Source organism: Acinetobacter sp. BIGb0102, from assembly GCF_003815055.1.
In the GTDB taxonomy this organism is placed as follows: Bacteria; Pseudomonadota; Gammaproteobacteria; order Pseudomonadales; family Moraxellaceae; genus Acinetobacter; species Acinetobacter vivianii.
In genome coordinates, this window is the sequence record NZ_RKQE01000012.1 from 388826 (window position 1) to 415143 (window position 26318).

The 26318-nt window shown below is 40.9% G+C and carries 28 protein-coding genes; 9 read left to right on the forward strand and 19 right to left on the reverse strand.

Features of this window, described 5'->3' with window-relative positions; all coding sequences use genetic code 11:
* Positions 1-43 precede the first annotated feature (43 nt).
* The 11 genes from EC846_RS10655 to ppsA form a co-directional block, all read right to left on the reverse strand.
* Entirely contained in the window at positions 44-343 is a 300-nt protein-coding gene (locus EC846_RS10655; RefSeq protein WP_123775150.1) for a TM2 domain-containing protein, read from the reverse strand.
* 114 nt (positions 344-457) lie between these two features.
* A complete protein-coding gene (gene rplI / locus EC846_RS10660) occupies positions 458-904 on the reverse strand; it encodes a 50S ribosomal protein L9 (protein WP_004771583.1) in 447 nt (148 codons plus the stop codon).
* A 12-nt stretch (positions 905-916) separates the two neighbouring features.
* Positions 917-1144 carry a 30S ribosomal protein S18 gene (gene rpsR / locus EC846_RS10665; RefSeq protein ID WP_000090661.1) on the reverse strand — a complete coding sequence of 76 codons (228 nt, stop codon included), beginning with the start codon at positions 1142-1144 and terminating at the stop codon, positions 917-919.
* A gap of 11 nt (positions 1145-1155) precedes the next feature.
* Positions 1156-1539 (reverse strand): 30S ribosomal protein S6, encoded by a 384-nt coding sequence (rpsF, locus tag EC846_RS10670; protein WP_004638540.1) that lies wholly within the window; start codon positions 1537-1539, stop codon positions 1156-1158.
* Between the two features lie 386 nt (positions 1540-1925).
* A complete protein-coding gene (gene cyoE, locus EC846_RS10675; protein WP_004771584.1) occupies positions 1926-2804 on the reverse strand; it encodes a heme o synthase in 879 nt (292 codons plus the stop codon).
* A gap of 10 nt (positions 2805-2814) precedes the next feature.
* A complete protein-coding gene (locus EC846_RS10680; RefSeq protein ID WP_004771585.1) occupies positions 2815-3144 on the reverse strand; it encodes a cytochrome o ubiquinol oxidase subunit IV in 330 nt (109 codons plus the stop codon).
* Positions 3144-3764, reverse strand: a complete 621-nt coding sequence (gene cyoC / locus EC846_RS10685; protein WP_004771586.1) for a cytochrome o ubiquinol oxidase subunit III — start codon at positions 3762-3764, stop codon at positions 3144-3146. Before cyoC ends, EC846_RS10680 begins: the two co-directional genes overlap by 1 nt.
* Before the next feature lie 4 nt (positions 3765-3768).
* Positions 3769-5760 carry a cytochrome o ubiquinol oxidase subunit I gene (gene cyoB / locus EC846_RS10690; RefSeq protein WP_004771587.1) on the reverse strand — a complete coding sequence of 664 codons (1992 nt, stop codon included), beginning with the start codon at positions 5758-5760 and terminating at the stop codon, positions 3769-3771.
* 3 nt (positions 5761-5763) lie between these two features.
* Positions 5764-6831, reverse strand: coding sequence for a ubiquinol oxidase subunit II (gene cyoA / locus EC846_RS10695; protein ID WP_062847228.1), 1068 nt, complete (start codon positions 6829-6831; stop codon positions 5764-5766).
* A gap of 298 nt (positions 6832-7129) precedes the next feature.
* Positions 7130-7894 (reverse strand): RDD family protein, encoded by a 765-nt coding sequence (locus EC846_RS10700; protein WP_062847227.1) that lies wholly within the window; start codon positions 7892-7894, stop codon positions 7130-7132.
* Positions 7895-8260: 366 nt separating this feature from the next.
* Complete coding sequence (ppsA, locus tag EC846_RS10705) at positions 8261-10639, reverse strand: phosphoenolpyruvate synthase (RefSeq protein WP_123775151.1); 2379 nt, start codon at positions 10637-10639, stop codon at positions 8261-8263.
* 158 nt (positions 10640-10797) lie between these two features.
* Here ppsA and EC846_RS10710 point away from each other — a divergent pair, with 158 nt between their 5' ends.
* Both EC846_RS10710 and EC846_RS10715 read left to right on the forward strand, forming a co-directional pair.
* Positions 10798-11634 (forward strand): pyruvate, water dikinase regulatory protein, encoded by an 837-nt coding sequence (locus tag EC846_RS10710; RefSeq protein ID WP_004771591.1) that lies wholly within the window; start codon positions 10798-10800, stop codon positions 11632-11634.
* 77 nt (positions 11635-11711) lie between these two features.
* Positions 11712-12428, forward strand: coding sequence for a hypothetical protein (locus EC846_RS10715; protein ID WP_123775152.1), 717 nt, complete (start codon positions 11712-11714; stop codon positions 12426-12428).
* Positions 12429-12470: 42 nt separating this feature from the next.
* On the opposite strand, the gene EC846_RS10720 is transcribed toward EC846_RS10715, so the two are convergent.
* Together EC846_RS10720 and EC846_RS10725 are read right to left on the reverse strand one after the other, a co-directional pair.
* Positions 12471-13472 carry an LLM class flavin-dependent oxidoreductase gene (locus tag EC846_RS10720; RefSeq protein ID WP_171410023.1) on the reverse strand — a complete coding sequence of 334 codons (1002 nt, stop codon included), beginning with the start codon at positions 13470-13472 and terminating at the stop codon, positions 12471-12473.
* Between the two features lie 144 nt (positions 13473-13616).
* The gene (locus tag EC846_RS10725; RefSeq protein ID WP_004771597.1) at positions 13617-14114 is read right to left on the reverse strand and encodes a glycine zipper 2TM domain-containing protein; all 498 of its coding nucleotides are present in this window, start codon (positions 14112-14114) and stop codon (positions 13617-13619) included.
* A 246-nt stretch (positions 14115-14360) separates the two neighbouring features.
* On the opposite strand from EC846_RS10725, the gene EC846_RS10730 reads away from it, so the two are divergent.
* Complete coding sequence (locus EC846_RS10730) at positions 14361-15074, forward strand: pseudouridine synthase (RefSeq protein ID WP_123775154.1); 714 nt, start codon at positions 14361-14363, stop codon at positions 15072-15074.
* Here the strand turns inward: EC846_RS10730 and EC846_RS10735 are convergent, their stop codons facing one another.
* From EC846_RS10735 to EC846_RS10745, 3 genes are all read right to left on the reverse strand, one after another.
* Positions 15075-15518 (reverse strand): GNAT family N-acetyltransferase, encoded by a 444-nt coding sequence (locus tag EC846_RS10735; RefSeq protein WP_004771600.1) that lies wholly within the window; start codon positions 15516-15518, stop codon positions 15075-15077.
* A 98-nt stretch (positions 15519-15616) separates the two neighbouring features.
* Positions 15617-15925, reverse strand: coding sequence for a type II toxin-antitoxin system RelB/DinJ family antitoxin (locus EC846_RS10740; protein ID WP_004771601.1), 309 nt, complete (start codon positions 15923-15925; stop codon positions 15617-15619).
* A 109-nt stretch (positions 15926-16034) separates the two neighbouring features.
* Complete coding sequence (locus EC846_RS10745; RefSeq protein WP_123775155.1) at positions 16035-16943, reverse strand: pseudouridine synthase; 909 nt, start codon at positions 16941-16943, stop codon at positions 16035-16037.
* Between the two features lie 116 nt (positions 16944-17059).
* Between EC846_RS10745 and tsaE the strand changes: the two genes are divergently transcribed.
* The 5 genes from tsaE (at position 17060) to EC846_RS10770 (ending at position 21970) form a co-directional block, all read left to right on the forward strand.
* Positions 17060-17536 carry a tRNA (adenosine(37)-N6)-threonylcarbamoyltransferase complex ATPase subunit type 1 TsaE gene (gene tsaE, locus EC846_RS10750; RefSeq protein WP_123775156.1) on the forward strand — a complete coding sequence of 159 codons (477 nt, stop codon included), beginning with the start codon at positions 17060-17062 and terminating at the stop codon, positions 17534-17536.
* Positions 17526-19472, forward strand: a complete 1947-nt coding sequence (mutL, locus tag EC846_RS10755) for a DNA mismatch repair endonuclease MutL (protein ID WP_123775157.1) — start codon at positions 17526-17528, stop codon at positions 19470-19472. The genes tsaE and mutL overlap by 11 nt, the downstream gene beginning before the upstream one ends.
* Before the next feature lie 6 nt (positions 19473-19478).
* Positions 19479-20423 carry a tRNA (adenosine(37)-N6)-dimethylallyltransferase MiaA gene (gene miaA, locus EC846_RS10760; RefSeq protein WP_123775158.1) on the forward strand — a complete coding sequence of 315 codons (945 nt, stop codon included), beginning with the start codon at positions 19479-19481 and terminating at the stop codon, positions 20421-20423.
* 92 nt (positions 20424-20515) lie between these two features.
* Positions 20516-21031: an RNA chaperone Hfq gene (gene hfq / locus EC846_RS10765; protein ID WP_004771610.1), complete on the forward strand. Its 516-nt coding sequence runs from the start codon at positions 20516-20518 to the stop codon at positions 21029-21031.
* A gap of 81 nt (positions 21032-21112) precedes the next feature.
* Positions 21113-21970: an EamA family transporter gene (locus EC846_RS10770; RefSeq protein WP_004771611.1), complete on the forward strand. Its 858-nt coding sequence runs from the start codon at positions 21113-21115 to the stop codon at positions 21968-21970.
* A gap of 34 nt (positions 21971-22004) precedes the next feature.
* On the opposite strand, the gene EC846_RS10775 is transcribed toward EC846_RS10770, so the two are convergent.
* The 3 genes from EC846_RS10775 to EC846_RS10785 form a co-directional block, all read right to left on the reverse strand.
* The gene (locus EC846_RS10775; RefSeq protein WP_047432537.1) at positions 22005-22658 is read right to left on the reverse strand and encodes an oxygen-insensitive NAD(P)H-dependent nitroreductase NfsB; all 654 of its coding nucleotides are present in this window, start codon (positions 22656-22658) and stop codon (positions 22005-22007) included.
* A gap of 244 nt (positions 22659-22902) precedes the next feature.
* Complete coding sequence (locus EC846_RS10780) at positions 22903-23619, reverse strand: UDP-2,3-diacylglucosamine diphosphatase (RefSeq protein WP_123775159.1); 717 nt, start codon at positions 23617-23619, stop codon at positions 22903-22905.
* Positions 23620-23640: 21 nt separating this feature from the next.
* Complete coding sequence (locus EC846_RS10785; protein WP_004771615.1) at positions 23641-24150, reverse strand: peptidylprolyl isomerase; 510 nt, start codon at positions 24148-24150, stop codon at positions 23641-23643.
* A gap of 168 nt (positions 24151-24318) precedes the next feature.
* Between EC846_RS10785 and EC846_RS10790 the strand changes: the two genes are divergently transcribed.
* Positions 24319-26046 (forward strand): glutamine--tRNA ligase/YqeY domain fusion protein, encoded by a 1728-nt coding sequence (locus tag EC846_RS10790; RefSeq protein WP_123775160.1) that lies wholly within the window; start codon positions 24319-24321, stop codon positions 26044-26046.
* Positions 26047-26318: the final 272 nt, after the last annotated feature.

A 26318-nucleotide genomic window follows, 5' to 3' on the forward strand; every position in this document is an offset into this window, starting at 1 on the left:
GTGTGGTCAAGTTTGTGTAAAGAAAAAAATAGAAGATTTTAGGTTAAGATTTTGCAAACCAGTCCTGTACGAATTTTCCATTTTTTAAGCGGTAAGCAGAAAGGCCGTAGCAAAGATCATTATTTTGAGCATCCTTGACGAACCCCGTATCTTTGCCCAAGGAATAAAGGAAGGCATCAAGTAGGAGTAGGGTGGCATCAATAAACCACCACAAGCCTAAGCCACCAAAAGTGATTAATTTTAAAATACCACTGGTCTTTTTGCCGAGATAGAAACGATCTATTCCGAAAAAACCTAAAAACATTGCGAGTACCAAAGCGATGATACGATTTTTCTTTTGCATATGAGGCCCTATAGAGATGAGAATTATAAAATTTAAAACTTAATTCGAAGTCTTTTTGTATTTTTTAGACATAAAAAAAGAGCATGTAAAACATGCTCTTTTTCTTTGCAGAAATTACTCAGATACGATAGTAACGAGAACTTCAGCAACAACATCATGATGCAATTGGATTGCGATGTTGAATTCACCAGTGTGACGAAGCGCACCGTTTGGTAAACGAACTTCTGCACGGTCTACAGCAAGACCAGCATTAGTTAAAGCATCAGCGATGTCACGAGTACCGATAGAACCGAAGAGTTTACCTTCGTCACCAGCTTTCGCAGTGATAACGATGTTAACTTCGTTCAATTGTTCAGCACGTGCATTCGCAGCAGCTAATACTTCAGCTTCTTGTTTCTCAAGTTCAGCACGACGAGCTTCAAAAGCAGCAGTGTTTGCTTCAGTTGCAGCTACAGCTTTACCTTGAGGGATCAAGAAGTTACGACCGTAACCAGCTTTAACTGATACTTTGTCGCCTAATTTACCAAGGTTTTTAATGCGTTGTAATAAGATAACGTCCACAGCTCACCTCACTTACTTATGGTTGTCAGTGTACGGAATCAAAGACAAATAGCGAGCTTGTTTAATAGCTAACGCTAATTGACGTTGATAACGAGCTTTAGTACCTGTAATACGGCTAGGAACAATCTTGCCGTTTTCAGTGATGTACTGTTTTAAAGTGTCGATATCTTTGTAGTCGATGTACGCAACATTCTCAGCTGTAAAGCGGCAGAACTTGCGACGACGGTAAAAACGTGCCATTGATGTTCTCCTTATTCAGCTTCTTGAACTGCTTGTTGTGCTTCTTCACGTTGAGCTTTACGCGCACGTTTTTCTTCAGCACTCTTAGCAAGTAAAGATTCTTCAGTAATTGCGTGTTCACGACGGATGATGATGTTACGAATGATCGCGTCGTTATAACGGAACAATTCTTCTAATTCATCAAGAGTCGTTTGACCACATTCAACATTCATAAGAATGTAGTGTGCTTTGTGAATTTTGTTAATCGGGTAAGCCAATTGGCGGCGGCCCCAATCTTCTAAACGGTGAATTTGACCTTCAGCTTCTTTGATCTGAGAGATATAGCGTTCAACCATACCTACAACTTGATCGCTTTGGTCTGGATGTACCAATAGTACGATTTCGTAGTGACGCATTGTCAGCTCCTTACGGTTTAAGCAGCCCCTAATTATAAAAATCAGAAGCAAGGAGTCATAACTTAAAAAGTTATGTCGCAAATTGCGAAGCGGGGATTATATTCAAATCAGAGCGATAAAGCAAATCTGCTTGGTTTTTTTAGTTTTAATTTTTTGATGAAACATTTAAAAATAGAATGAACATTTAATTTATTTTAGGTGAAATGAGAAGGGGGCTTTAAAAATAAATGGTGTGAGCAAACTTGATCATCAATTTGAGTGCAGGGTCGAGTTTAAGATAACGCAAGGTGAACGTCTCATTTAGGCAATAAAGAAGCGAATGTTTTTATTGCACGAAATGAAGAACGATACAGGGAGAATAAAAAGATAGAGAATCCTCTATCTTTTTAAAAAATAGGGAAGAATGGTGCAGGGCTTTTAAAGGTAAAACTAAAGCTTAAACTGATGACAGTAACGAGAATTACTGAAAAAAGGAAAAAGCGTTTAGCCCAAAGTTGATCATCTTTAGCCTTAAATCCTAAAATACCAATGTAGAACCAGTAAATGCAAAGTGCATTACAGATCACCAGAAAAATGATGTTGGTGTATCCATATACAAATAAAGCATTCATTGCAACGGTAAATAAAACCACATAAATCAGTGATTCAATCTTCGTTCTTAAAATTGAGCGTGCTACAGGTAAAATCGGAACGCCTGCATTTTTGTAGTCGTCAAAACGATAAATTGCGATTGCCCATGAATGTGGCATTTGCCATAAAGCATATGCAACAAAAATCAATAAGGCAGCCATATCGAACTGATGACTTACAGCCGTATAACCAATAACAGGAGGACTCGCTCCAGAAATACTACCAATGACAGTTTGATGGATTGTGGTACGTTTTGTCCACAAACTATAAAAACCGACATAGACCACAAAACCAATCACAGCAAATAAAAATGCATAGGCGTTAACATAGAACCAGAGAATGCTAAAGCCAATAACACCTAAAACCAATGCATATAACATGGCAACAGTAGGGGAAATTGTTTTAGTCACAAGCGCTCGGTTCATGGTGCGCTGCATTTTTTGATCGATGTCTTGATCAATTACATTATTCACCACACAACCAGAAGCAACCACAAGCGTTGTTCCAATCAAGGTCAATAATAATAAGAGGAAGTCTATAGAGCCTTGGGCGGCTAAGAAGAAGCCGCCCAAGGTGGTAATAAAATTACCGAAGAGAATTCCTGGTTTAGTCAGGAATAAATACTTTTTCCACATGACAATCAGTTTAGATCATCATGTTGTAGTGTAGGTAATTCATAATCCACACAGAGCCGACTAAAAGTACAGCGATACATAAGATTGTGTAGATAAATGCAATAAGGTTCCAACGTTGATCAGACGATGTATTCATGTGTAGGAAGTACACAAGTTGTACAAGTACCTGAGCAACAGCAGTAATTGCAATTACTGTAACTAAAACGCCACGACTGAAACCGCCAGCCATCACCATCCCGAACGGGATGATGGTGAGGATAACAGATAGGATAAATCCAACAGTGTATTGCTTAAAGTTACCGTGTGACGCACCTGCAGCATTATGGTCATGACTACTCATTAGAGAACTCCCAGTAAGTAAACGACGCTGAATACACAGATCCAAACGATGTCAAGGAAGTGCCAGAACAAGCTTAAGCAAGCAAGACGACGTGTATTCGGTAAAGTCAAACCATTCTTTTTGATTTGATACATCAATACCAGCATCCACACTAAACCAGAAGTTACGTGGATACCGTGTGTACCAACCAAAGTAAAGAACGATGATAAGAATGCACTGTGAGTAGGACCGTGGCCTTCGTGTACAAGGTGATGGAATTCATAGATTTCCATACCAATGAACGATGCACCAAAAAGGAATGTAATGAATAACCAAGTGATCACTTGATTTACATTCTTTTTATAAGATGCAAGTACAGCAAAACCAAATGTTACCGATGAAATCAATAAGGCAAATGTTTCAGTTAACACGAAGCCTAATGAATCATGGAACAGGTCATATGCACTTGGGGTTCCTGGCGGGATATGACTGCTTAATACAGCGAACGCAATGAAGAGTGATCCGAAAAGAATCAAGTCACTCATCAAGTATGTCCAGAAACCAAAGACCGTTAAGTCCGTATCATCATGTTCATGATGACCATCGTGGCCGTGGTTGTCGTGATGAAGTACTTCAGCCATTTCCTTAGTCCTTCTTCAAGTGTTTTTCAAGTAAAGCATAGCGTTCGTTTTCAATACGCTCAACTTCAGCAGCAGGAACGTAGTAATCAACATTCTTAGTGAATGAGCTTACGATCAAGCTAACAACAGCTGAAACGAATGAAACAACAACAAGCCACCAAATATGCCAGATAAGTGCAAAGCCAAGTAATGTAATGAACATTGCAATGACAAAACCAGCAGCCCGATCAGTCGGCATGTGGATGTCTTCATATTTAGTGTTACGTGCGTATGCTACACCATTTTCTTTGTCAGTCCAGAAACGGTCAACACCGCTAGCTTCTGGTACATGTGCAAAGTTATAGAATGGAGCAGGAGATGACGTTGCCCATTCAAGGGTACGGCTATCCCATGGATCGCCAGTATGGTCCATGTTGTCCTTACGTTGTAAGAAACCAACGATGATTTGCATCAAGAAGCATGCAATACCGATCGCAACAAGAACAGCACCGAATAACGCGATAGCCAAGTACGGATCCCATTCTGGGTTGTCATATGTATTCAAACGACGTGTCATACCCATGAAACCAAGGATATAAAGTGGCATGAATGCAAAGTAGAAACCGAAGAACCAGAACCAGAACGCAGCTTTACCCCATGCTTCATTGAGCTTCCAACCAAACATTTTCGGCCAGTAGAAGATGATGCCGGCAAACATACCAAACACCACACCACCGATAATTACGTTATGGAAGTGAGCGATCAAGAATAATGAGTTGTGTACAAGGAAGTCCGCAGGTGGAACAGCCATAAGTACACCAGTTAAACCACCAATACCGAATGTTACAAGGAAGCCAAGTGTCCATAACATAGGGGTAGTGAAGGTGATGCGACCTTTATACATTGTGAATAACCAAGAGAAGATTTTCACACCTGTAGGAATCGCAATAACCATGGTCATGATACCGAAGAACGCGTTAACGTTCGCACCAGCACCCATGGTGAAGAAGTGGTGAAGCCATACAACGAACGCAAGAACAGTAATCGCGATAGTTGCATACACCATAGACTTATAACCGAACAACGCTTTACGAGAGAAGGTTGCAACGATTTCTGAGTATAGACCAAATGCTGGCAATACCAAGATATATACTTCAGGGTGACCCCAAGTCCAGATCAAGTTCACGTAAAGCATTGGGCTACCGCCAAGCTCATTGGTGAAGAAATGGAAGCCGAAGTAACGGTCAAGTGTAAGCATTGCAAGTGTACCTGTTAATACAGGGAACGATGCAATGATTAATACAGCCGTACAAAGTGAAGTCCACGTGAAAATAGGCATATCCATCAATTTCATGCCAGGTGCACGCATTTTGATGATGGTAACAAAGAAGTTAACACCAGATAAAAGCGTACCTAGACCAGAAACCTGAAGTGCCCAGATATAGTAGTCAACACCAACACCAGGAGAATATTGAATGCCAGATAGAGGAGGGTAAGCCATCCAACCAGTCGCAGCAAATTCACCTAATACAAGTGAAAGCATCATCAAACCAGCAGCACCGGCGAATAACCAGAAGCTTAAAGAGTTCAATAATGGGAAAGCAACGTCACGAGCACCAATCTGTAAAGGTACAGAGATGTTCATCATACCGACAACGAGACCCATTGCCACGAAGAAGATCATGATAACACCGTGTGCGGTGAAGATCTGGTCGTAGTGGTCAGGATGTAAGTAACCTTCACCGCCGCCTTTAGCGAGGAAAAGTTGTAGACGCATCATGATCGCATCGGCGAAACCACGCAAAAGCATGACAACAGATACGATGATATACATGATACCAATCTTTTTATGGTCTACAGTAATAAACCACTCATTCCACAAATATCCCCATTTTTTGAAATAGGTGATACCGCCTAAAACAGCAATTGCACCAAGTGCCATAAAGACCATGGTGACAAGTACAAGGGGTTCTGTCGGGATCGAATCCCACCCAAGTTTACCAAAAATCATATCCATGTCTTATTCCCCTTGAGCAGCGTGTTCTGCTGCAGCATGAGTTTCTGCTGTTGCATGTCCAGCAGAATGGTCAGCACCGTGATAGTTACTCATATAGTGGTTGATGATTGTTTCAAACAATTTTGGTTCAACTGATGAGTAATAAGTCACTGGGTGTGGCTTAGTCGGGAACGGTGTCATCGCTTCAGCTTTAGCAAGCGCTTCTTCATCACCAGCAGCTTTAGCACGATTCACTAAATGCTCGATCTGATGCTTAGAACGATCGCCATCTTTCAGCGTTGCTAACTCGGCTTGGTCAAGGATCGGTTTTTGAATGGCTTTTGTACCATGGTCATCAACAACGATTGTGTCGCCTTTACCAGCTTTGATGTCTGCTACCCATTGTGCAAATTCTGGTTCAGTCACACTGTGTGCTTTAAAGCGCATTTGTGAGAAACCGTAACCTGAATAGTTTGCTGAGAAACCACGGAAAATACCTGGTTCATCTGCTAATAGGTGCAGGTGAGTTTGCATACCAGCCATTGCGTAGATCTGGCCACCTAACTGTGGGATGAAGAAAGAGTTCATCGTAAAGTTAGAAGTGATCTTGAAGCTTACTGGTGTTTGCTCTGGGAAGCGTACTTCATTTACCGTTGCAATGTTTTGCTCAGGATAGATAAAAATCCACTTGAACTGTTCAGCGACAGCTTGAATAGTTAATGGTGCTTTATCAGATTCTAACGGACGGTAAGGGTCGTACTTGTGGGAACCCCACCAAGTTAACCAAGCTAAAATACCAATAATAATGACAGGAACACCCCAAACAACGATCTCAATTGTCGTAGAGTGTGCCCAAGTAGGTTTATAGTCTGCATCTTTATTCGACGCGCGATATTTCCAACCAAACCACAATGCCATAACAATTGATGGAATTACCACCAATAGCATTAAATAGATCGCAGTCATCATCAAGTTACTTTGACCTTGACCAACTGGACCTTTATTGTTTAGAAGTACCATATCACCGCCACACCCAGTTAAGAGCGCGGCCATCGCAGATAAAGACAATACAGCTAAAATCGTTTGTCTCATTTTACAACCTCGGTGAAGAGTCCCATTCCCTAATTAAATTATGGGATAGCGATTAAAGTGTCGCGTGATTGATAAGAATTGTTTAAAAAATGCTTAGCAATCACGCGACACCGCTACGTTGTTGGGCATTATGCCTCATATTGAAGAACTAAGCTACTGATAAAGTGGCCTGAAATGCTTGTTTTAAAACCCGATTTATCTTGTAGGAATTAAGGTTGAGTTAAGTTCTTTTTGTATAGATATCAATTTAATATAAAAGAAAAGAGGAATAAATCCTCTTTTCTTTATTGATTTGTGATTACTGTTTAATTACCTTGGTTTTTGCCAATTTATCGTGCAGAGTTTGACGATTTTTGTTCAATGCGAAGAAAGCATAATCAACAATTGTAATAAATGGCATAAACAGCAGATTTAAAATAATGAACAAAATACTGCGTAACCAAAAAGCGCGAATTGTACTGACTTGAGTAAATGTTTCGGCATCTACAATTTTAATTTTCGCAATTTTCTTACCAATACTCTGACCTGATTTTGCAATAAAAAAAGCCTGAATCATGAGCATGATAATCAGATAAGCAAAAATACTCATCCATGCTTCATTCGGGATAAGGTGCATGAGCTGCTGCTGTAATTCTACAGCCTTACTTGATGCAACTTGAGCTGCCTGTAATTGCTTTTGAATTTCAAACAATTCTTTATATTGGCTTTCGTTAAAGAAGAAAGAAGGAATAGCTGCCATTGGCAACCAAAGAATCAAGTCCAGTACTTTTGCAAGCGCACGAGAGTGGAAGGGTGCTAATTCTGGTTTGGCTTTTTGCTCAACCTTGATTTTAAAAGAAGCGTTCTCTGTTTCTGTTTTAATCGGAGCACTAAAAGGTGTGTAACCTACAGGTTCGTATACAAGTTTACCTTGAGTAAGTTCACCAAGTGTTTTCCATTCAGTCATACCTTCGTGCCAAGCCAGATCCGTCAATAAAACTTGTTGACTGGCAAGCATTTGGTTCACTTGTTCTAAACTATAGGGACCAGCTTGTTGATTGTTACGAGCCAAGTAAATTTGCATAATTTAAAAATCTCAATTACAAGGGGGTGTTGACATTTCAGACATGTCTTGTGTTATAGGCTAAAACAACCCAAACAAGGCATGAAACGTAGACAATGGTAAACCCCTTGTCAAGTTTCATAACGAAGTTTGGGGAGGTTTTTGCCATAACCCTATGGGACAAGGACATTTTTGCCACTACTACGTTATCTTGCGCAGCTGTAATCGCTGCTCATTATTTAGAATAGCTAAATTACGTAAGCCATGTCTGCCTGATGGCAAAAAATCTTGCGCCAAAAATGGCTCATGTCACAAGTATCTCTGAAGTGCCAACAGACCCTACGATGAAAAAAGACCCTACGAAAGAGGGTCTTTTTCTAAAAAAGATTAAGCTTTCTTGATCTGTTCTTCAGCGAGGAAGAACCAGGTATCAAGCACTGAGTCAGGGTTCAATGACACAGATTCAATGCCTTGTTCCATGAGCCATTTCGCAAGGTCAGGATGATCCGAAGGACCTTGACCACAAATACCAACGTATTTGCCTGCTTTGCGGCATGCATGAATTGCCATAGAAAGAAGCGCTTTAACTGCTGGATCACGTTCGTCGAACAGGTGAGAAACGATACCAGAGTCACGGTCAAGGCCAAGTGTTAACTGGGTTAAGTCGTTTGAACCGATCGAGAAACCATCGAAGTGTTCAAGGAACTGTTCAGCCAATAATGCATTGGTTGGAAGCTCACACATCATGATCACTTTTAGACCATTTTCACCACGTTTTAAGCCGTTTTGAGCAAGTAATTCGATCACACGTTTTGCTTCAGAAACCGTACGTACGAATGGGATCATGATTTGAATGTTGGTTAAGCCCATTTCATCACGAACTTTTTTCAATGCACGACATTCAAGTTCGAAGCAGTCGCGGAAGTTATCCGAAACATAACGGCTTGCACCACGGAAGCCCAACATTGGGTTTTCTTCTTCTGGCTCGTACAGTTTGCCGCCGATCAAGTTTGCATATTCGTTTGACTTGAAGTCAGACATACGAACGATCACTGGCTTGTCTGCAAATGCTGCTGCAAGTGTAGAAATACCTTCAACCAATTTCTCAACATAGAATTCGATTGGAGAAGAGTAGCCCGCAGTACGCGCCATAACAGCAGCACGAGTTTCGCGTGGTAAGCTGTCAATGTTCAATAATGCTTTCGGATGTACGCCAATCATACGGTTAATGATGAACTCAAGACGTGCAAGGCCGATCCCTTCGTTTGGAATCTGAGCAAAGTCAAATGCGCGGTCAGGGTTACCCACGTTCATCATGATTTTGAACGGTAATTGCGGCATAGAGTGAATTGAGTTGCGTTGCACTTCAAAGTCTAGCGCACCTTCATAAATGAAGCCTGTATCACCTTCAGCACATGAAACAGTCACTTCCTGACCATCAGCAAGAACTTCTGTTGCATTACCACAACCAACAATCGCAGGAACACCTAATTCACGTGCAATAATGGCTGCGTGACAAGTACGACCACCACGGTTGGTCACAATGGCAGCGGCACGCTTCATCACTGGTTCCCAATCTGGGTCAGTCATGTCAGATACAAGTACATCACCGTCCTGTACCTTGTCCATTTCTTTAATCGACGTGACAACGCGGACTTTACCAGAACCAATACGTTGACCGATTGAACGACCTTCACAAATTACAGTACCACGTTGTTTTAACAGGTAACGTTCCATTGTGCCGACATTCTGGCGACTTTTTACTGTTTCTGGACGTGCTTGAACGATATAGATTTGGTCGTCATCGCCATCTTTCGCCCATTCGATGTCCATTGGAGAACCATAATGCTGTTCAATGATCAAAGCTTGCTTCGCTAATTCGTGAAGCTCATGATCATTTAATGCAAACTGTTGACGTTCCTGTTTTTCAACATCAACGATCACAACTGATTTACCCGCCGCACCTTCTTCACCATAAATCATTTTCTGGTGTTTAGAACCGAGGTTACGACGTAAAACAGAATGTTTACCCGCATTTAATAATGGTTTTGATAAATAGAATTCGTCAGGGTTAACTGCACCTTGTACAACCATCTCACCCAAGCCGTAAGATGCAGTAATAAATACGACATCACGGAAGCCAGATTCTGTATCTAGTGTAAACATTACACCAGCCGCACCAGTTTCAGAACGAACCATACGTTGTACACCAGCAGAAAGGGCAACAACACTATGTTCAAAACCTTGGTGTACGCGGTAAGCAATTGCGCGGTCATTATAAAGAGAAGCAAATACTTCTTTAATCGCGATAAGAATATTATCAATACCACGGATATTTAAGAAAGTTTCTTGTTGCCCTGCAAATGAAGCGTCAGGTAAGTCTTCAGCAGTTGCCGAAGAACGTACAGCAACGGCAATGTCTGGGTTGCCGTTTGAAAGTGCTGCAAAAGCATCACGAATTTCTTGTTCTAATGTCGCAGTAAGCGGAGTGTCAACAATCCATTTACGGATTTTCGCACCAGTCTCAGCAAGTGCAATGACATCATCAACATTGAGTTGGGTAAGTTCAGCCTGAATTCGAGCATTTAAGCCGCTTTGATCCAAGAACTCACGATAGGCAGCAGCAGTTGTTGCAAAACCACCCGGTACCGATACACCAGCATTGGATAAATGGCTGATCATTTCACCCAGAGATGAGTTTTTCCCACCTACGAGTTCGACATCGTGTTTTCCTAATTTTTCCAGACCGATTACGCGCGCTTCCAAAGTATTTACTCCACTTTTTTTGCAGTATGAATGACCATCATTGGTATGAAATTATACAAAAGTGCCTAGATTTAGTATTTTACTAAGCGACAGTCATGTTAGATGAGTTTACTATAAAGATTATAGAGCACTAAGACAAATGTTTAAGGAGAATTTTGATGCCCGTAAGTAAAGAAATTAAACGGAGCGTTTTTTTTATTTCGGATGGCACCGCGATTACCGCAGAAACCCTTGGACATTCACTACTTGCGCAATTTCCAAACGTGGATTTTGATATCCATATCATGCCTTATATTGCGACAGAAGAGGCAGCAATGGTCGCTGTGGCAGAGATCAATGCGTGTCAGTCTCGGGATGGCTCTTTACCGTTGGTTTTTGATACGCTGGTCGATCCGCATGTCCGTGAAATTATCAATACGGCCAAAGCAGTCAATCTGGATGTGTTTGAAGGTTTAATCAGTAAATTAGAACAAGAAATAGGGGTTCCGCCAACGACATTGGTTGGACAAACGCATGCCGTAACAGATTCTGAATATTATAAAGCCCGTATCGATGCAGTACATTTCGCACTGGATAATGATGACGGTGCGAGAACACGTCATTATGACAAAGCCGATATTATTTTGATCGGTGTGTCCCGTTCTGGTAAAACCCCAACCTCGATTTATTTGTCATTACAATTTGGTATTCGTGTTGCAAACTATCCTTTAACCGAGGAAGATCTGGACGATAACCGTTTGCCAAAAGTGCTACGTGAACATAAGCATAAACTGTTTGGTTTGATGATTGATGCAGAGCGTCTGGTGGCAATTCGCAATGAGCGTAAGGCCAATAGTCGTTATTCAAGTTTTAGTCAGTGCCAGATGGAGCTACGTGCGGTTGAAGGCATTTATATCTCGGAAGGGATTAAATATCTCAATGTCACCGAGATGTCGATTGAAGAAATTTCAACCCGTGTTTTACAGATGACTGGTTTAAAACGTCGTATTGGTTAAATAGGTGTTTCAATCGAAAAGCGTGGTCGAAGTGCTACGCTTTTTTATTTCCAGAATGACAAGAACAGGAAAATACAATGAAAAGACTGGTACTTCTTCTTCCACTTCTTGTGGTTTCGCAAACCTATGCAGAAACATTGGCGCAGTTTGAGAAAAAGCTGATTCAAAAATATGCGAATAAAGACTTTTATCAGGTCAATCAGACAATCGAGTCTGATATCGTTCATAAAATAGAGAATGATCCTGCCAGCTTCAATTATTCCTTTCCCGCTTTTGAAGACCATTACCATGTGCGTATTCAGTTTTCACCAGATAAACAGTTAAAGTTTTACACTTTTGATGTGGGCGGTGGCGGAACGATGGGGGAATACTCATCTTATGTGCAAACTCAAAAGAGTGGAAAAACTCATTTAACGCCTGTCGAGACGGGCTTGATTTTTGATGTTAAACAAACTGTATTAATGGAAAAACCTGTTTATTTGGTGAATAGTTATTATAAAGGCAGCAGTTGTATTGGTGCTTATACGATTGATGCTTTGCAGCCGACTCAAACGGGACTGATTCAGACAGTAAAAATATTCCAGACCAAAACCAAATTACTGGATCGCATACAGGTCGATTTTGATTGTAACAATCATGAAGGTCCGAATGATGTTCCTGACTATATTCGTAGTGATAAAAATCTGAATCATATTGATATTATGCTGCTGGATAAAAATGGAAAACCACAAGCCAAGTATTTGCGTTATCGTAAAACCAATACGGTTTATCAATATATCGGTGTCGTGAAGTAAGCATTATTTGAAAAAATAATGCTTACTTTCAGATAGCGGCATTTAGCTGTTCTTAAGATCCATCAACAGGCTAAAGTTTTCTAAACGTTTCTCTGTATCATAAATATCACAGGTGAAAATAAACTCATCAACCTCATATTGGCTGGCAATTTTATTTAAACCCGCTTTAACTGTTTCTGCCGAACCGATTTGAGCCATAGCATAGAAATTCTGAATGGCAAGCTGCTCAGCGCTGGTTGCCAAGCCTTGAGTAGATTCAATCGGTGGCTTGAGTTTCAAGCTGTGACCACGGATCAGATTCAAGATACGTTGATACGAACTTGTTGCCAGATATTGTGCTTCTTCGTCTGTCTTAGCAACCACGGTAGGGACGCCCATTGAAACATAAGGCTTGTCCAGATACTCAGAAGGCTGGAAATTATCTCGATAGATTTCGATTGCTTGGCCTAACATTCGTGGAGCAAAATGTGAAGCAAATGAATAAGGCAGCCCAAGCTTGGCTGCCAGCTGCGCACTAAATAAACTTGAGCCTAATAACCAGACTGGAACGTGGGTATTTTGACCAGGTGTTGCAATAATGCGCTGATTAGGCTGTGGGGCTTTGAAATATTGTAAAATTTCCAGCACATCTTGTGGGAATTGATCTTCAGTTTCCTGACGGCCTCGGCGTAACGCACGCATGGTCATCTGATCTGTACCGGGTGCACGACCCAATCCTAGTTCAAAACGGTCTGGGTACAGGGTTGCTAATGTTCCGAATTGCTCAGCAACAACCAGTGGCGCATGGTTTGGCAACATGATACCGCCTGACCCTAAGCGGATCTTTTGCGTATTTGCAGCAATAAAACCCAATAAAACCGCTGTAGCAGAACTGGCAATTCCATCCATGTTGTGATGTTCTGCCAGCCAAAAGCGTTCATAGCCTAACTTTTCAGCATGCTGTGCGAGCTCCAAAGCATGGCGTAGTGAAAATTCAATAGTCTTATCATCTCTAACAGGGGCTAATTCCAAAATAGAGAACTTTATATCTTGTAGTGTTTTCATCATTACATCTCAAAACTATATATCGAAATACTACGATATAAGTTTGAGTTTGTATATCGAATTTGTTCGATATATTGTTTCAATGCAATAAAAAAAGCACCCGAAGGTGCTATAAAGGGTAAAACGAATATTCAACCGAACGAATTAACGGTTTTTGTACCAACCGCGATGGCGACCATTGTCATGGCGGTAGTTATGACGTGAATTGTAATAACGGCGGTCATCATAAGAGCGGCGGTTGTCATAACGGCGATCATAACGACGGTCATCATCACGATCCTGACCTACTTTTTGACCTAAAGCGGCACCACCAGCAGCACCTAATGCAGCACCGATATAGCCACCATTGGTTCCGCCCATGTTACGACCGACAGTATAACCACCGACACCACCTAAACCACCACCAATCGCAGCTTCAGTACGGTCACGACGATTACTTGATGCAGCTGCACCGCCAGCACCACCAATTGCTGAACCAATCATGGCACCCGTATTACCGCCCAGTTGTTTACCTATAGCTGTACCGACTACGCTGCCTAGAGCCGAAGTTGCTGCAACCCGAGTCGTGTTGTCTGCATGTGCAACAGTGACCATTGATGAGGCTGCCAAGATAACGCCACATAACCACATATTTGATTTCATGATGAAACTCCTTATCCATTCTTTTGGACAGTATTCTTTTTGCTTGTGACAAATGTAACAAGACTTTTTAGTGAAATTATGGAGTGCAATATCTGGATTGAGAGAGTTTCACGAGGGTTTTGTTTGAGTTCTATTACAAATGAAGACATTGTGAATAAATTATAAAAATAAAGAATGAATGCGCAATGAACAACGGGCTTTACGCTAATCGGGTACAATAGAAAAAGTTTCGTTTAGGATTTATATATGCTGCTGGAAAAAATTTTGCAATCTCAAGGCTTTGGTTCACGTAAATATTGCCAGCAGTTAATTAAAAATGGTTCTGTCCAGATTGAAAATCAGATTTGTGATAATCCCAAACAGAATGTCAATATCGATCAGCTCATATTTCAGGTCTTTGGTGAAGAATATCAATATCGCGAGCATGTCTATATTGTTTTAAACAAACCGCAAGGCTATGAATGTTCACATCAGGCTACGCATCATAAAAGTGTATTTAGCTTATTTCCTGAAATTTTACTTCATCGTGGTATTCAATGCGTAGGGCGACTGGATCAGGACACTACGGGTTTATTGCTTCTCACCGATAATGGGCAATTTTTACAAGCATTGACCCATCCGCGTAAACATGTGCCTAAGGTTTATCATGTCACTACAGCGGATCCGATCACACCTGAGCAAATTCAGGGCTTGCAGCAGGGTGTTGAACTTAGAAATGAAAAGGGGATTTATGCTGCAACAGATATCGAATTATTCTCGGAACATCAGTTGAGCATGACCATTCATCAAGGTGTTTATCATCAAGTTAAGCGGATGTTGGCTGCTGTAGGGAATAAAGTGGAAGCTTTACATCGACATCAAGTCGGTTTGCTTGAACTTCCAGACTTACCTGAAGGTGAATGGATGTATTTAAGTGATGAACAAAAACAGTTGAGCCAAAATATCGCTGTAGAAGCTTAATTACTTCAGGAAGCAATGATAGGTCTTAAACTCACTGTCCTGAATAAATCCCATTTGTTCATAGAGGCGATGGGATTGATAATTATTTTTTTGGGTTTCAAGACTAATCCGTTGAGCGTTTTCATGACGGGCAAAAAGTATGGCTGTATCAATCAACTGTTTAGCGGAACCCTGTTTACGATAACTTGGGGTGACATAGACATCATCTAATAGGTAATAGGTTTCACAGGCAACTGAAGAAAAGGCAAGGTAGAGTAGAACAAAACCTGTGAATACATCATCTTTAACGTGAATGAAAATAACACTGTCTTTATTATCAAAACGATGTTTAAGAAATTGATAGGATTGTTCAAGATTTGATGATGCACCGTAGAATTGACGGTATTCGTCAAACAAGACAGCAAGTTGATGAAGATCTTCCTTTGTTGCTCGCTTAACAATCATTCCAGCCCATCCTTACACTTATAGTTTTATTTGGACTGTCAGAATAGCGAAAAAAATTCAGCTTAAAAAATAAAAACTTGTTTATAAATGCAACATTGTTAAGTTTTGTCACTTTCACCTAACAGCGCATTCAGTTCTTCAAATAGATCTTCGTGATCGTCCTCAATTTCAACTGCTGAAGGATTCTCGGCAGATGCTGCGGCTTTCGATTTACGTAACTTAAGCAGTTGTTCCATATTGATGTTCTGGTTTTCAATTGCAAAAGGAATCGATTTGGTTAGTACGACTTGTTTAAAGAAAAGGCGAACGGCTTGAGCAGGGGAGATACCCAACTGCTTAAAAACGGCAAAGGCCTGTTTCTTTTCCTGAGAATCGAGGCGAACCTGATAAACTTCTGTTTTACGCATTAAGAATGTAACCACATATTTTTAGTTATCGTCATGTATTTTAAACCATTGCAATGTAATTTCAATATTTTTGAGGTGAAAAAATAGAATTTTTGTCATTACGATGTAACTACAGTGTCAGTTCAAAGTTGGATTTAAAGGCCATTTCCTGTTTTAGAATAGGATCTATGAAATGAATGTCCTTCGCCAATAGCTGTAATGGATGGCTGAAATCATCGTCTGCTTTATGTGCGACAACTGGGTAAAAAGGGTCATTTAAAATTGGAATGCCAAGATAATTTAGATGCACACGTAACTGGTGCTGCTTCCCTGTTTTTGGTTTGAGCTGGTATTTTGCGAACTGTTGGTTGTGTTCCAACAACTCAATGAGTGTTTCCGTATTCTCAGTTTTTTCAGGATTAATTTGCATGGTGTAAAAAGGATTGCCCTTTTCTAGATGCAATTGCAAGATTTGCGGAAGGTTGAGTTCTGGTCGATAGGCGGCAATAGCGTGGTAAGTCTTTTCGACTTTACGCTCGGCAAAAAGTTGCTGATAAATGCCGCGAGTCGCAGGTGTCTTGCAGAATAAAACCACACCCGCCGTTTCCCGATCCAGTCGATGAATCGGTGTGAGATCGGCATATCCTGTTTGTTTCTTTAATCTCACCAAAAGCGTTTCCTGAACATATTGTCCAGTTGGTGTCATAGTGAGAAAGTGGGGTTTATCGACCACCAGCAAATCTTCATTTTCAAACAAAATCTCATGTTGAAAAGGCACATGAATTTCATGCGCGAGAAAACGATAATAAAAAATGTGGGTATTGGGCGTGTAACTACTTTCTATATTGAGTCTTGCACCATCTGCTGCATAGATCAGCCCATCGGCAAAGCGTTGTTGCCATTCTTCTTGTTGTATATGAGGGAAATGCTGGCAGAGATAGTCAAAAATAGTGTTTGCAGAAGCATCATGAGGTAAAAAGACTTTACTGGCACTCACGCCGTCGATCAGTGGCGGAGCAAATTCAATAATAGAGGTCATGCAGCGATACGACTCAGTATAAACGATGTAAAAAAAGCCAGTTTAAAAGGAGTTTATTAGGCTTTGAAGCAGGGCAATGTTATCATAGCCAGCATCCCAATTTTGTTCTATTTGCCATGTCATATTCAGTGAAATTCAACTTAAATCATGAACAAGACACTCAACAGTTTGCACACATTCTGTCTCAGCATGTGCATTCAGGCATTATTTACTTGATTGGTGATTTGGGTGCTGGCAAGACGACCTTTACCCGTTATTTTTTACAACACCTCGGTCATCAAGGTTCGGTAAAAAGCCCAACGTATACGCTGGTTGAACCGTATACCATTCAGGGTAAAGAAATTTTCCATTTCGATCTTTATCGCTTAGATGATCCTTATGAATTGGAATTGATGGGGATTCGTGATTATCTGGAAATACCCGATGCCTTATTTCTGTTTGAATGGCCCTCTAAAGGTGGCGATGAGATTCCAAAGCCAGATATCGTGATTGATATTCAAAAATCAGAGGATGAATTGACCCGATCTGTCACCTTAACCACAGAATCAGAACTTTTAATTCAAATTTTGCAGGAACAACTGAATGGCGCATGATGCAACTCGTCGTATTCATACCCTTGATGCTGCTTTAGCCAACCAGATCGCAGCGGGTGAAGTCATTGAACGTCCTTCATCAGTGGTTAAAGAATTATTAGAAAACTCGATTGATGCGGGCGCAACTGAACTGATTATTCGGGTGGCGCAGGGCGGTTCTACCCTGATTGAAATCATTGATAATGGTAACGGGATTCATCCGGAAGATTTACCCTTGGCGGTGATGCGTCATGCCACAAGCAAAATTCAAACCGCAGATGATTTACATGCGATTGTGAGTCTGGGCTTTCGTGGCGAAGCTTTAGCGTCTATCGCAGCCGTATCACGTTTAACTTTAACCAGCAGTCAGGATGAACAGGGTGTTGGCTATCAGGTTGAAGTGAATGGGACGGCTTTTGATCATCAGCAGATTCAGGCAGTGGCCGCCCAGAAAGGTACGCATATTCGTGTACAGGATTTATTTTTTAATGTCCCCGCACGCCGTAAATTCTTAAAAAAACCAACTACAGAATTTAATCATATTGAAGAAATAGTTCGCCGTCTGGCTTTAACGCATTTCGATATCCGTTTTGTTCTGGAACATAACGATAATATTCGTTTAAATCTGCCGATCGCGGATAGTGGCGAATTACGTTATCAGCGTGTGCAACAATTATTGGGTCAGCAATTTATCCAAAATGCCTACTGGATTGATTCGGATAGTATCAATATGCGTTTGTCTGGCTGGTTGGGGCACCCATCCGATGCGCGTGCTCAAGCAGATTTGCAATATGTTTATGTGAATGGTCGTATTGTTAAAGATAAAACTATTTCGCATGCCTTGCGTATGGCCTATGACGGTATTTTGCACGGGCATCAACATTCTTCTTATTTGTTATTTTTAGAAGTTGATCCTGAGAATATTGATGTCAATGTGCATCCTACAAAGCATGAAATTCGCTTCTTGAATCAACGCGAAGTGCATGAATTTGTACGTCATTATGCTAAAGCAACTTTGTCGCAGTTCCAGACGGCAACTGCTGATCTGGCACAGGCCATGAAAACAGCTGAGGCGGATGATCATTTTAATTATCAACCTCAACCCAAATATCAGGAACAATTTAATCTGCATCGTGCAGCAGTAGAAGTAGAACCGCAATCTAATCAGCCCGCTGCAGTGTCGACAGACTTGTTAACTGATTTTAATCAGAGTCGTCCACAGGCGGTACAGTACAATTCGGCCCAGACTCAGCAACCCAAATATAACGGTTCAGCACAATTGAATAATGCCTTGAAAACCTATTTGGCACCTTTACGTGAAGAGTCTGAGACAACGACTGAAGAAGACAATGCGCCGTCCCGAGTAGATGAGTTTCCGTTGGGTATCGCGATTGCTCAGCTACATGGTATCTACATTCTGGCTCAGAATACGGAAGGCCTGATTATTGTGGATATGCATGCTGCTCATGAGCGGATTCTGTTACAACAAATGAAATCGGCATGGGATAAGCCTGAGTTCTGGATCTCACAGCAATTGCTGATACCGAAAGTGGTGTCTATCACCCGCATGCAGGCGACGCGAATTGAGGATTTACAGCCACAATTGCAACGTTTAGGTTTGGAAATTGATCAATATGGCGATGAGCAGGTGATTGTACGTGGCGTGCCTGCCATTTTGCACAAGGCTGATTTTGGTAATCTGATTCCAGAGCTATTAAATGATTTGGATCCAAATGATGAAGCCAGAGGTTTATTACAAAAACGTGATGAGCTTTTAGCAGGAATGGCATGTCATGGTGCGGTACGTGCTCATCGTCAATTAAGCCTTTCAGAAATGAATGCCTTACTACGCCAAATGGAACAGACCGAATTCGCCAGTCAGTGTAATCATGGTCGCCCAACCTGGCGCGCTTTTCCATTGCATCAACTAGATAAATTATTTGCTCGAGGAGAGTAGTTTTACATGTCAAATCAATTGCCCGTCATCAATTTAATGGGGCCTACCGCAAGTGGTAAAACAGCATTGGCATGTGAACTTTACGAGCGTGGTAATTATGAACTGATTTCTGTGGACTCGGCTTTAGTTTATAAAGATATGGATATTGGAACTGCCAAACCGACCAAAGAGGAGCAAGAACAGTATCCGCACCACTTAATTGATATTATTACGCCATTAGAAGTGTATTCAGCGGCGCAATTTGTAGAAGATGTCTGTCCACTCATTGATGATATGCATGCACGCGGTAAAACTCCGATTTTGGTGGGGGGAACCATGTTGTACTTTAAGTCTCTGTTAGAAGGACTGGCTGATAATTTACCTAATGCAGATCAAATTATTCGGGATGCCATTAATTTAAAAGCAGAACAAGAAGGTTGGCAGGCAGTTTATGACGAATTGGTCGCAGTGGATCCAATTGCTGGGCAGAAATTCAAAGTGTCAGACAAACAGCGAATTATTCGGGCTTTGGAAGTTTATCGAATTACGGGCGAGCCAATAACAAAATTACAAGCTGAACAACCTAAAAATCAACCATATCGTTACACATTTCATAACTACGCCTTAATGCCTGATCGGTTAGAATTACATCAACGTATTGAGCAAAGATTGCGCAATATGTGGGATATGGGTTTTTTGAATGAAGTAGAGGAACTGATTGAAAAATACGATTTAAATGATGATTTGCCATCTATGCGGTCTGTCGGTTATCGTCAAGCTTTAGAATTTTTATTAAAAAGTGACTTGAGTCTCGAAAATAAAGTAGAAATGGAGAACAAAGCGCTATTTGCTACAAGGCAATTAGCAAAACGTCAATACACTTGGTTACGTTCTTTGCAAGAAATACACGATTTTAAAACTTACGTGACGATAAAGCAGGCGAAAGAAGACTTGCGAAACTTCTTTGGATAAAGCAAAATTCGCAAGCTGTCTTTTTAATAATTTTTAGTTGAAAAATAAAGATAGTTTTTTTGCGCTGATTTAAAAATTTTTTGGAGTTAAAAATGTCTAAAGGTCAAACTTTACAAGATCCGTTCTTAAATTCTCTCCGTAAAGAACGTATTCCAGTTTCTATTTTCCTTGTAAACGGTATCAAATTGCAGGGACACATTGAGTCATTTGACCAATATGTCGTTTTATTGAAAAACACTGTAAGCCAAATGGTTTACAAACACGCGATTTCTACAGTTGTTCCTGCGCGTAACCCACGTCCAGCTGGTGCTCAAGGCGCTGCAGGTGGCTTCCCAGCTCAAGGCGCGACTGGCGGCTTCGGTGGTCAAGGTTCTACTGGTGGCTTCGGTGGTCAAGGTGGCTTCGGTGGTCAAGGTGGCTTCGGCGGTCAAGGCGGCTTCGGCGGTCAAGGCGGCTTCGGTGGCGGTCAAAGCGGCTTCGGTGGTCAAGGTGGCTTCGGCGGTCAAGGCGGCTTCGGTGGTCAAGGCGGCTTCGGTGGCGGTCATCAAGGTGGCTTCGATGGCGAAACTAAATTTGAAGATGGTCAAGAAGACGAAAATAATCGTTAATTGATCGATGATCTTTAAGAAAATGCCAGTCTTTTAATCGACTGGCATTTTTTTGTGTTCTAAAAAGCTAGAATAAATATTATGGAAATGATTGTTGCTGCGGCATGTTGTAGTGTTCTCGTCTCGATTGTGTTGAAGTATCTGAAAGCAAAGGGATTTGATGTTTTTCAAATGATTGCATGGAATTATTTGAGTGCAAGCATTTTATGTTTTTACTGGTTCAAGACTGATATTACCCATATTTCTTTTAATCACACGCCTTGGTGGTTGATTTTAATTCTTGCCATTTTATTGCCGAGTATTTTTCTGTGTCTGGCAAAATCATTACAGTTCGCCGGGATTCTTAAAACTGAAATTGCACAGCGCCTAGCAGTAATTTTGTCCTTGCTGGCGGCTTATTTTATTTTTGGGGAACAGTTCAGCCAGATCAAATTACTCGGTGTGGGGCTAGGAATCATCGCGATTTTAGCGATTATTATTGGACAGGCAACCGAGAAAGCCAGTAAAGGATTAAACTTAAAGTCCGCCTTATTTTTATTCAGTGTCTGGGCGGGTTATGCTGCAATTGATGTTCTGCTTAAATATAGCAGTAGTTTGGGACTACAATCCGCTGTTACCCTCAATCTCGCTTTTATAGGCGCTTTTATACTTTCAATTGCGTATATCGCGATTACACAACCGAATTGGCAACCTAAAAATATTTTTACGGGTTTAGTACTCGGCGTACTGAATTTCGCCAATATCGCTTTATATGTAAAAGCACATATGATGTTCAAGGAAACGCCTGCTATCGTTTTTGCGGGTATGAATATTCTGGTGGTGGTACTCGGTGTGTTGAGCGGTGTGATTTTCTTTAAAGAACGTTTACAGGCTTATACGTGGATTGGTTTGGTCAGTGGTATTGTTGCGGTACTTTGTCTGGCAAAAGCCATGATGTAAAAAGGGAGTAACCAATACTCCCTTTTTTGAATGCTTATAAACGAGTGAAAATCACGTCGTCAGGGAGACGTGATTTAGGCAGTTTGGCATTAAAATCACTTTCACTGCGATATCCTAAGGCCACGATGACCGAGGCTTTTAGACCTTTTTCAGTTAATCCGAATTCCTGATTGATGATGTTACGGTCAAAGCCTTCCATCGGTGTTGCGTCAATTCCTTCCAGACCAGCAGCAAAGAGGAGTTGTCCTAATGCCAGATAGGTCTGATTTTCCATCCATGCTGAAAGATTTTTCAGTTCATTACGATAAAACTCAACATAGCCTTCGCGTGTGGCGCGTTGTCCCTGTTTTGCAGTTTCATCTTTAAAACGGCCACTGAGATCATCTTGTTGTAATAACTGTTCTAAATACTCAGCCGAGATATCGGTACGCGTACAAAAGATTAAAGTATGCGAAGAGTGAAGCACTTTAGCTGCGTTATATACATAGTTGCCAGTCAAGCCTGATGCAATACGTTGTTTGGCTTCATCTGTCTCAGCAATCAGAAAATGCCACGGCTGGATATTCACAGAAGAAGGGCTGAAACGTAAAATTTCTAAAAGCTTTTCAAATTGTTCTTTTGGAATTTTTTTTTCTGCATCATAAGCTTTGGTTGCATAACGTGTTTTTGCTGTAGCTAAGGTATCCATCCGTCATTCACTCAATTAAAAATTTAATTTATTTTACTTGATCTAACTGCCGCTGAAAGTAGCTAAATGTGATTTCTATATAGATTTAAGTCGTATGTGCTTGAGCTAAGTAAAATGGCTAAAGCGCTGATGTAGTGCAAGGAATTAATCGACAGAAGGGTGACTGAAGAACAAGCTAAATAATTTAAGCTTTGAAAAAGGATGGAAATAGTGAAGGGATATTGAGGGAATTCAGCTAATTTATTTAATAGCTCCACTGTTTAAAATCTAATTGATAATTTTCTTGCTCATTCAGCTCTAATATCCATGCAGAATCTTCGCGCCAGTCGCCTAATACAATACGCTGTTTATTTTGCAGTTGATGGATTTCAGGGCGATGGGTATGACCGTGAATTAAATAATCAACGTGTTCAATCACGGATTCTACTGCTTGAGCATTCACATCCATGATGTCATAGCTTTTCAGTTGTTTGGTTGCACTACTTTTTTTACGGAAACCATTGGCAAGTTTTTGTCTAAAACTGAGCGGCGTTTGTTTTATTAGCCCCAATAGCAAAGGATTACGAATCACTTTGCGAAAACGTTGGTAAGCCACATCATCGGTACATAAGGCATCGCCATGTTCCAGTCGAAATTTCTTTTGACCAATTTCAATCGCAAAAACATCGGGTAGCAGAGTACCGTTGAATTGATCTAAAAACTTTTGACCTAAGGCAAAATCACGATTTCCCACTTGGAAGTAGATCTGATTACCTGCGGCAGAAAAGGATTGTAGGGCGGTGATAATTTCATCTAGCCAAGGTGCTGTATAATCATCACCAATCCAGGCATTAAACCAGTCACCTAAAATATAGAGCTGGGTATTTTTATTCTTGTATTCATCTAATAAAGCCAAAAACCCTCGAACGAGTCGAGGGTGATCAGGTGACAAGTGTAAATCTGAAATAAACAGATAAGTCACAAAGAATCCTGCTGGATAAAATTATTCAGAAATAATTTTAGCAGATTCAATCACAACATTCTCTAAAGGAACGTCTGCGTGGTAACCACGGTTACCTGTACGAACGCCTTTAATTGCATTTACAACGTCAAGACCTTCAACAACTTTACCAAATACTGCATAACCCCAGCCTTGAGCTGTTTTACCAGTATGGTTTAAGAAAGAGTTGTTTTTAACGTTAATGAAGAATTGAGCAGAAGCAGAGTGCGGAGCTTGAGTACGCGCCATTGCAATTGTGCCTTCATCGTTGCTTAAGCCGTTATCAGCTTCGTTTTCGATTGAGTCACGAGTTGCTTTCTCTTTGAAGTTTTCGTCCATGCCACCGCCTTGGATCATAAAACCATCAATCACACGGTGGAAAATTACGCCGTCATAGAAACCGTCACGTACATATTCTAAGAAATTTGCAACCGTTTTTGGTGCTTTTTCAGCGTTAAGCTCAAGAACAATACGACCTTTGTTGGTGTTTAATTCGACTTGAGGAAAACTCATTACATTAATCTCCTAAACATGGGCAAATTGACCATGGGTTTTTGGTTGAGAGAAGCATAAGCAAACTGTAAACTACAAGGCAAGTAAAAAACGTTAAAATCTTTCAGAAAAAGTAAAGATTGCGTTTTTATTTCCTATTTTTTAACTGTAAGAAGTGATTTACACCCTATGAAGCCAAATGATGTTGTTTCAGAACTGCCAAAGACCCCGACGCCGAATACTCAAGCCTCTGTCGATGCTGCGCAGCAAGAACAACAGGCAGGCTTAGATTTTGTTCGTCAAGTCATTACTGATGATTTAAAAGAAGGTCGTACCCAAAAAGTTGTCACACGTTTCCCGCCTGAGCCAAATGGTTACTTGCATATTGGTCATGTTAAAGCGATTTGTTTGAACTTTGGTATTGCCGAAGAATTCGATGGTTTATGTAATTTACGTTTTGACGATACCAATCCGGATGCTGAAGAACAAGAATATGTTGATGGTATTGCCAACGACGTAAAATGGTTAGGCTTTAACTGGAATGGTGAGCCGCGTTATGCATCGGGTTATTTTGATCAACTTTATGCATGGGCAGTTCAGTTGATTGAACAAGGTGATGCGTATGTTGATTTGCAAACCCCAGAAGAAATTAAGCTGAATCGCGGTAATTTCGTTGAACCTGGTAAAAACTCGCCATACCGTGATGCAACGGTTGCCGAGAACCTAGCGCGCTTTGAACAAATGCGTAATGGTGAAATTCAGGAAGGCGGTGCTGTTCTACGTGCCAAAATTGATATGGCTAGCCCAAACGTGCATATGCGTGATCCGATTCTTTATCGTGTATTGCATTCAGAGCATCACCAAACTGGTGATAAATGGAAAATGTACCCAATGTATGACTATGCTCATCCATTGTCAGATGCGATCGAGGGCATTACCCATTCACTCTGTACCTTAGAATTTCAGGATCACCGTCCATTCTATGACTGGATTGTAGAGAAAGTTCACTCGCAAGCAGTACCGCGTCAGTACGAGTCTTCACGTTTAAATGTCGATTATACGATTACCTCTAAACGTAAATTGCGTAAATTGGTTGAAGGCAACTATGTACAGGGGTGGGATGATCCACGTATGCCAACCGTAGTCGGTATGCGTCGACGTGGTTTTACACCTGAAGGTTTACGCGATTTCTGCAAGCGTGTTGGCGTTTCAAAGACTGATGGTATTGTCGATGTGGCTATGCTTGAATTCTGTATTCGTCAGTCATTGGAAAATGCAGCAGCACGTGGTATGGCAGTATTAAATCCACTTAAAGTCACGCTCACCAACTTACCTGAAGAATTGGATTTAACTCATGCACGTCATCCAAACGTTGATATGGGCGAGCGTATTATTCCTTTAACACGTGAGCTTTATATTGATCGTAAAGATTTCGAAGAAGTGCCACCTAAAGGCTTTAAACGTCTGATTCCTGAGGGTGAGGTGCGTTTACGCCATGCCTATGTCATCAAATGCGATGAAGTAATTAAAGATGCCAATGGTGAAGTGATTGAGCTTAAATGTTCAATTGATCCTGAAACTTTAGGTAAGAACCCTGAAGGGCGTAAAGTGAAAGGAGTTGTGCATTGGGTATCGGCGAGCAAGGGCGTACCTGCGGAAGTTCGTATCTATGATCGTTTATTTAATGAAGCTGCGCCTGATGCAGATGATGATTTCCTTGCACATCTGAATCCAGAATCATTAAAAATCGTTCAAGCGGTGATTGAGCCTGCTTTGGCACAAGCAAAACCTGAAGATCGTTTCCAGTTTGAACGTGAAGGTTATTTTGTTGCGGATCAGTATGATCATCAAGCGGAAAAACCTGTATTTAACCGTATCCTTGATCTGAAAGATAGCTTTAAAGCAGATAAGAAGTAATACGAAAAGGGCCTAATATTTATTAGGCCCTTTTTCTTTAAATAAAAATACAATTACAAAATCATAGACGATGATTCTCTTATGATGGAATTTTCATATTTTCCAGTTAAAGAGGATTGATTTGATAGAAATAGATTAAGAGAACCATCAGTACAAGAGCAGACAGAACTAAATACGTATTCAGCGTATGAAAACTTTTGATAAATTTTAAAATAACCATTTTTCTCAATCACAAAAATATTATTAATCACTTTGCAATGTGCTGCACATTC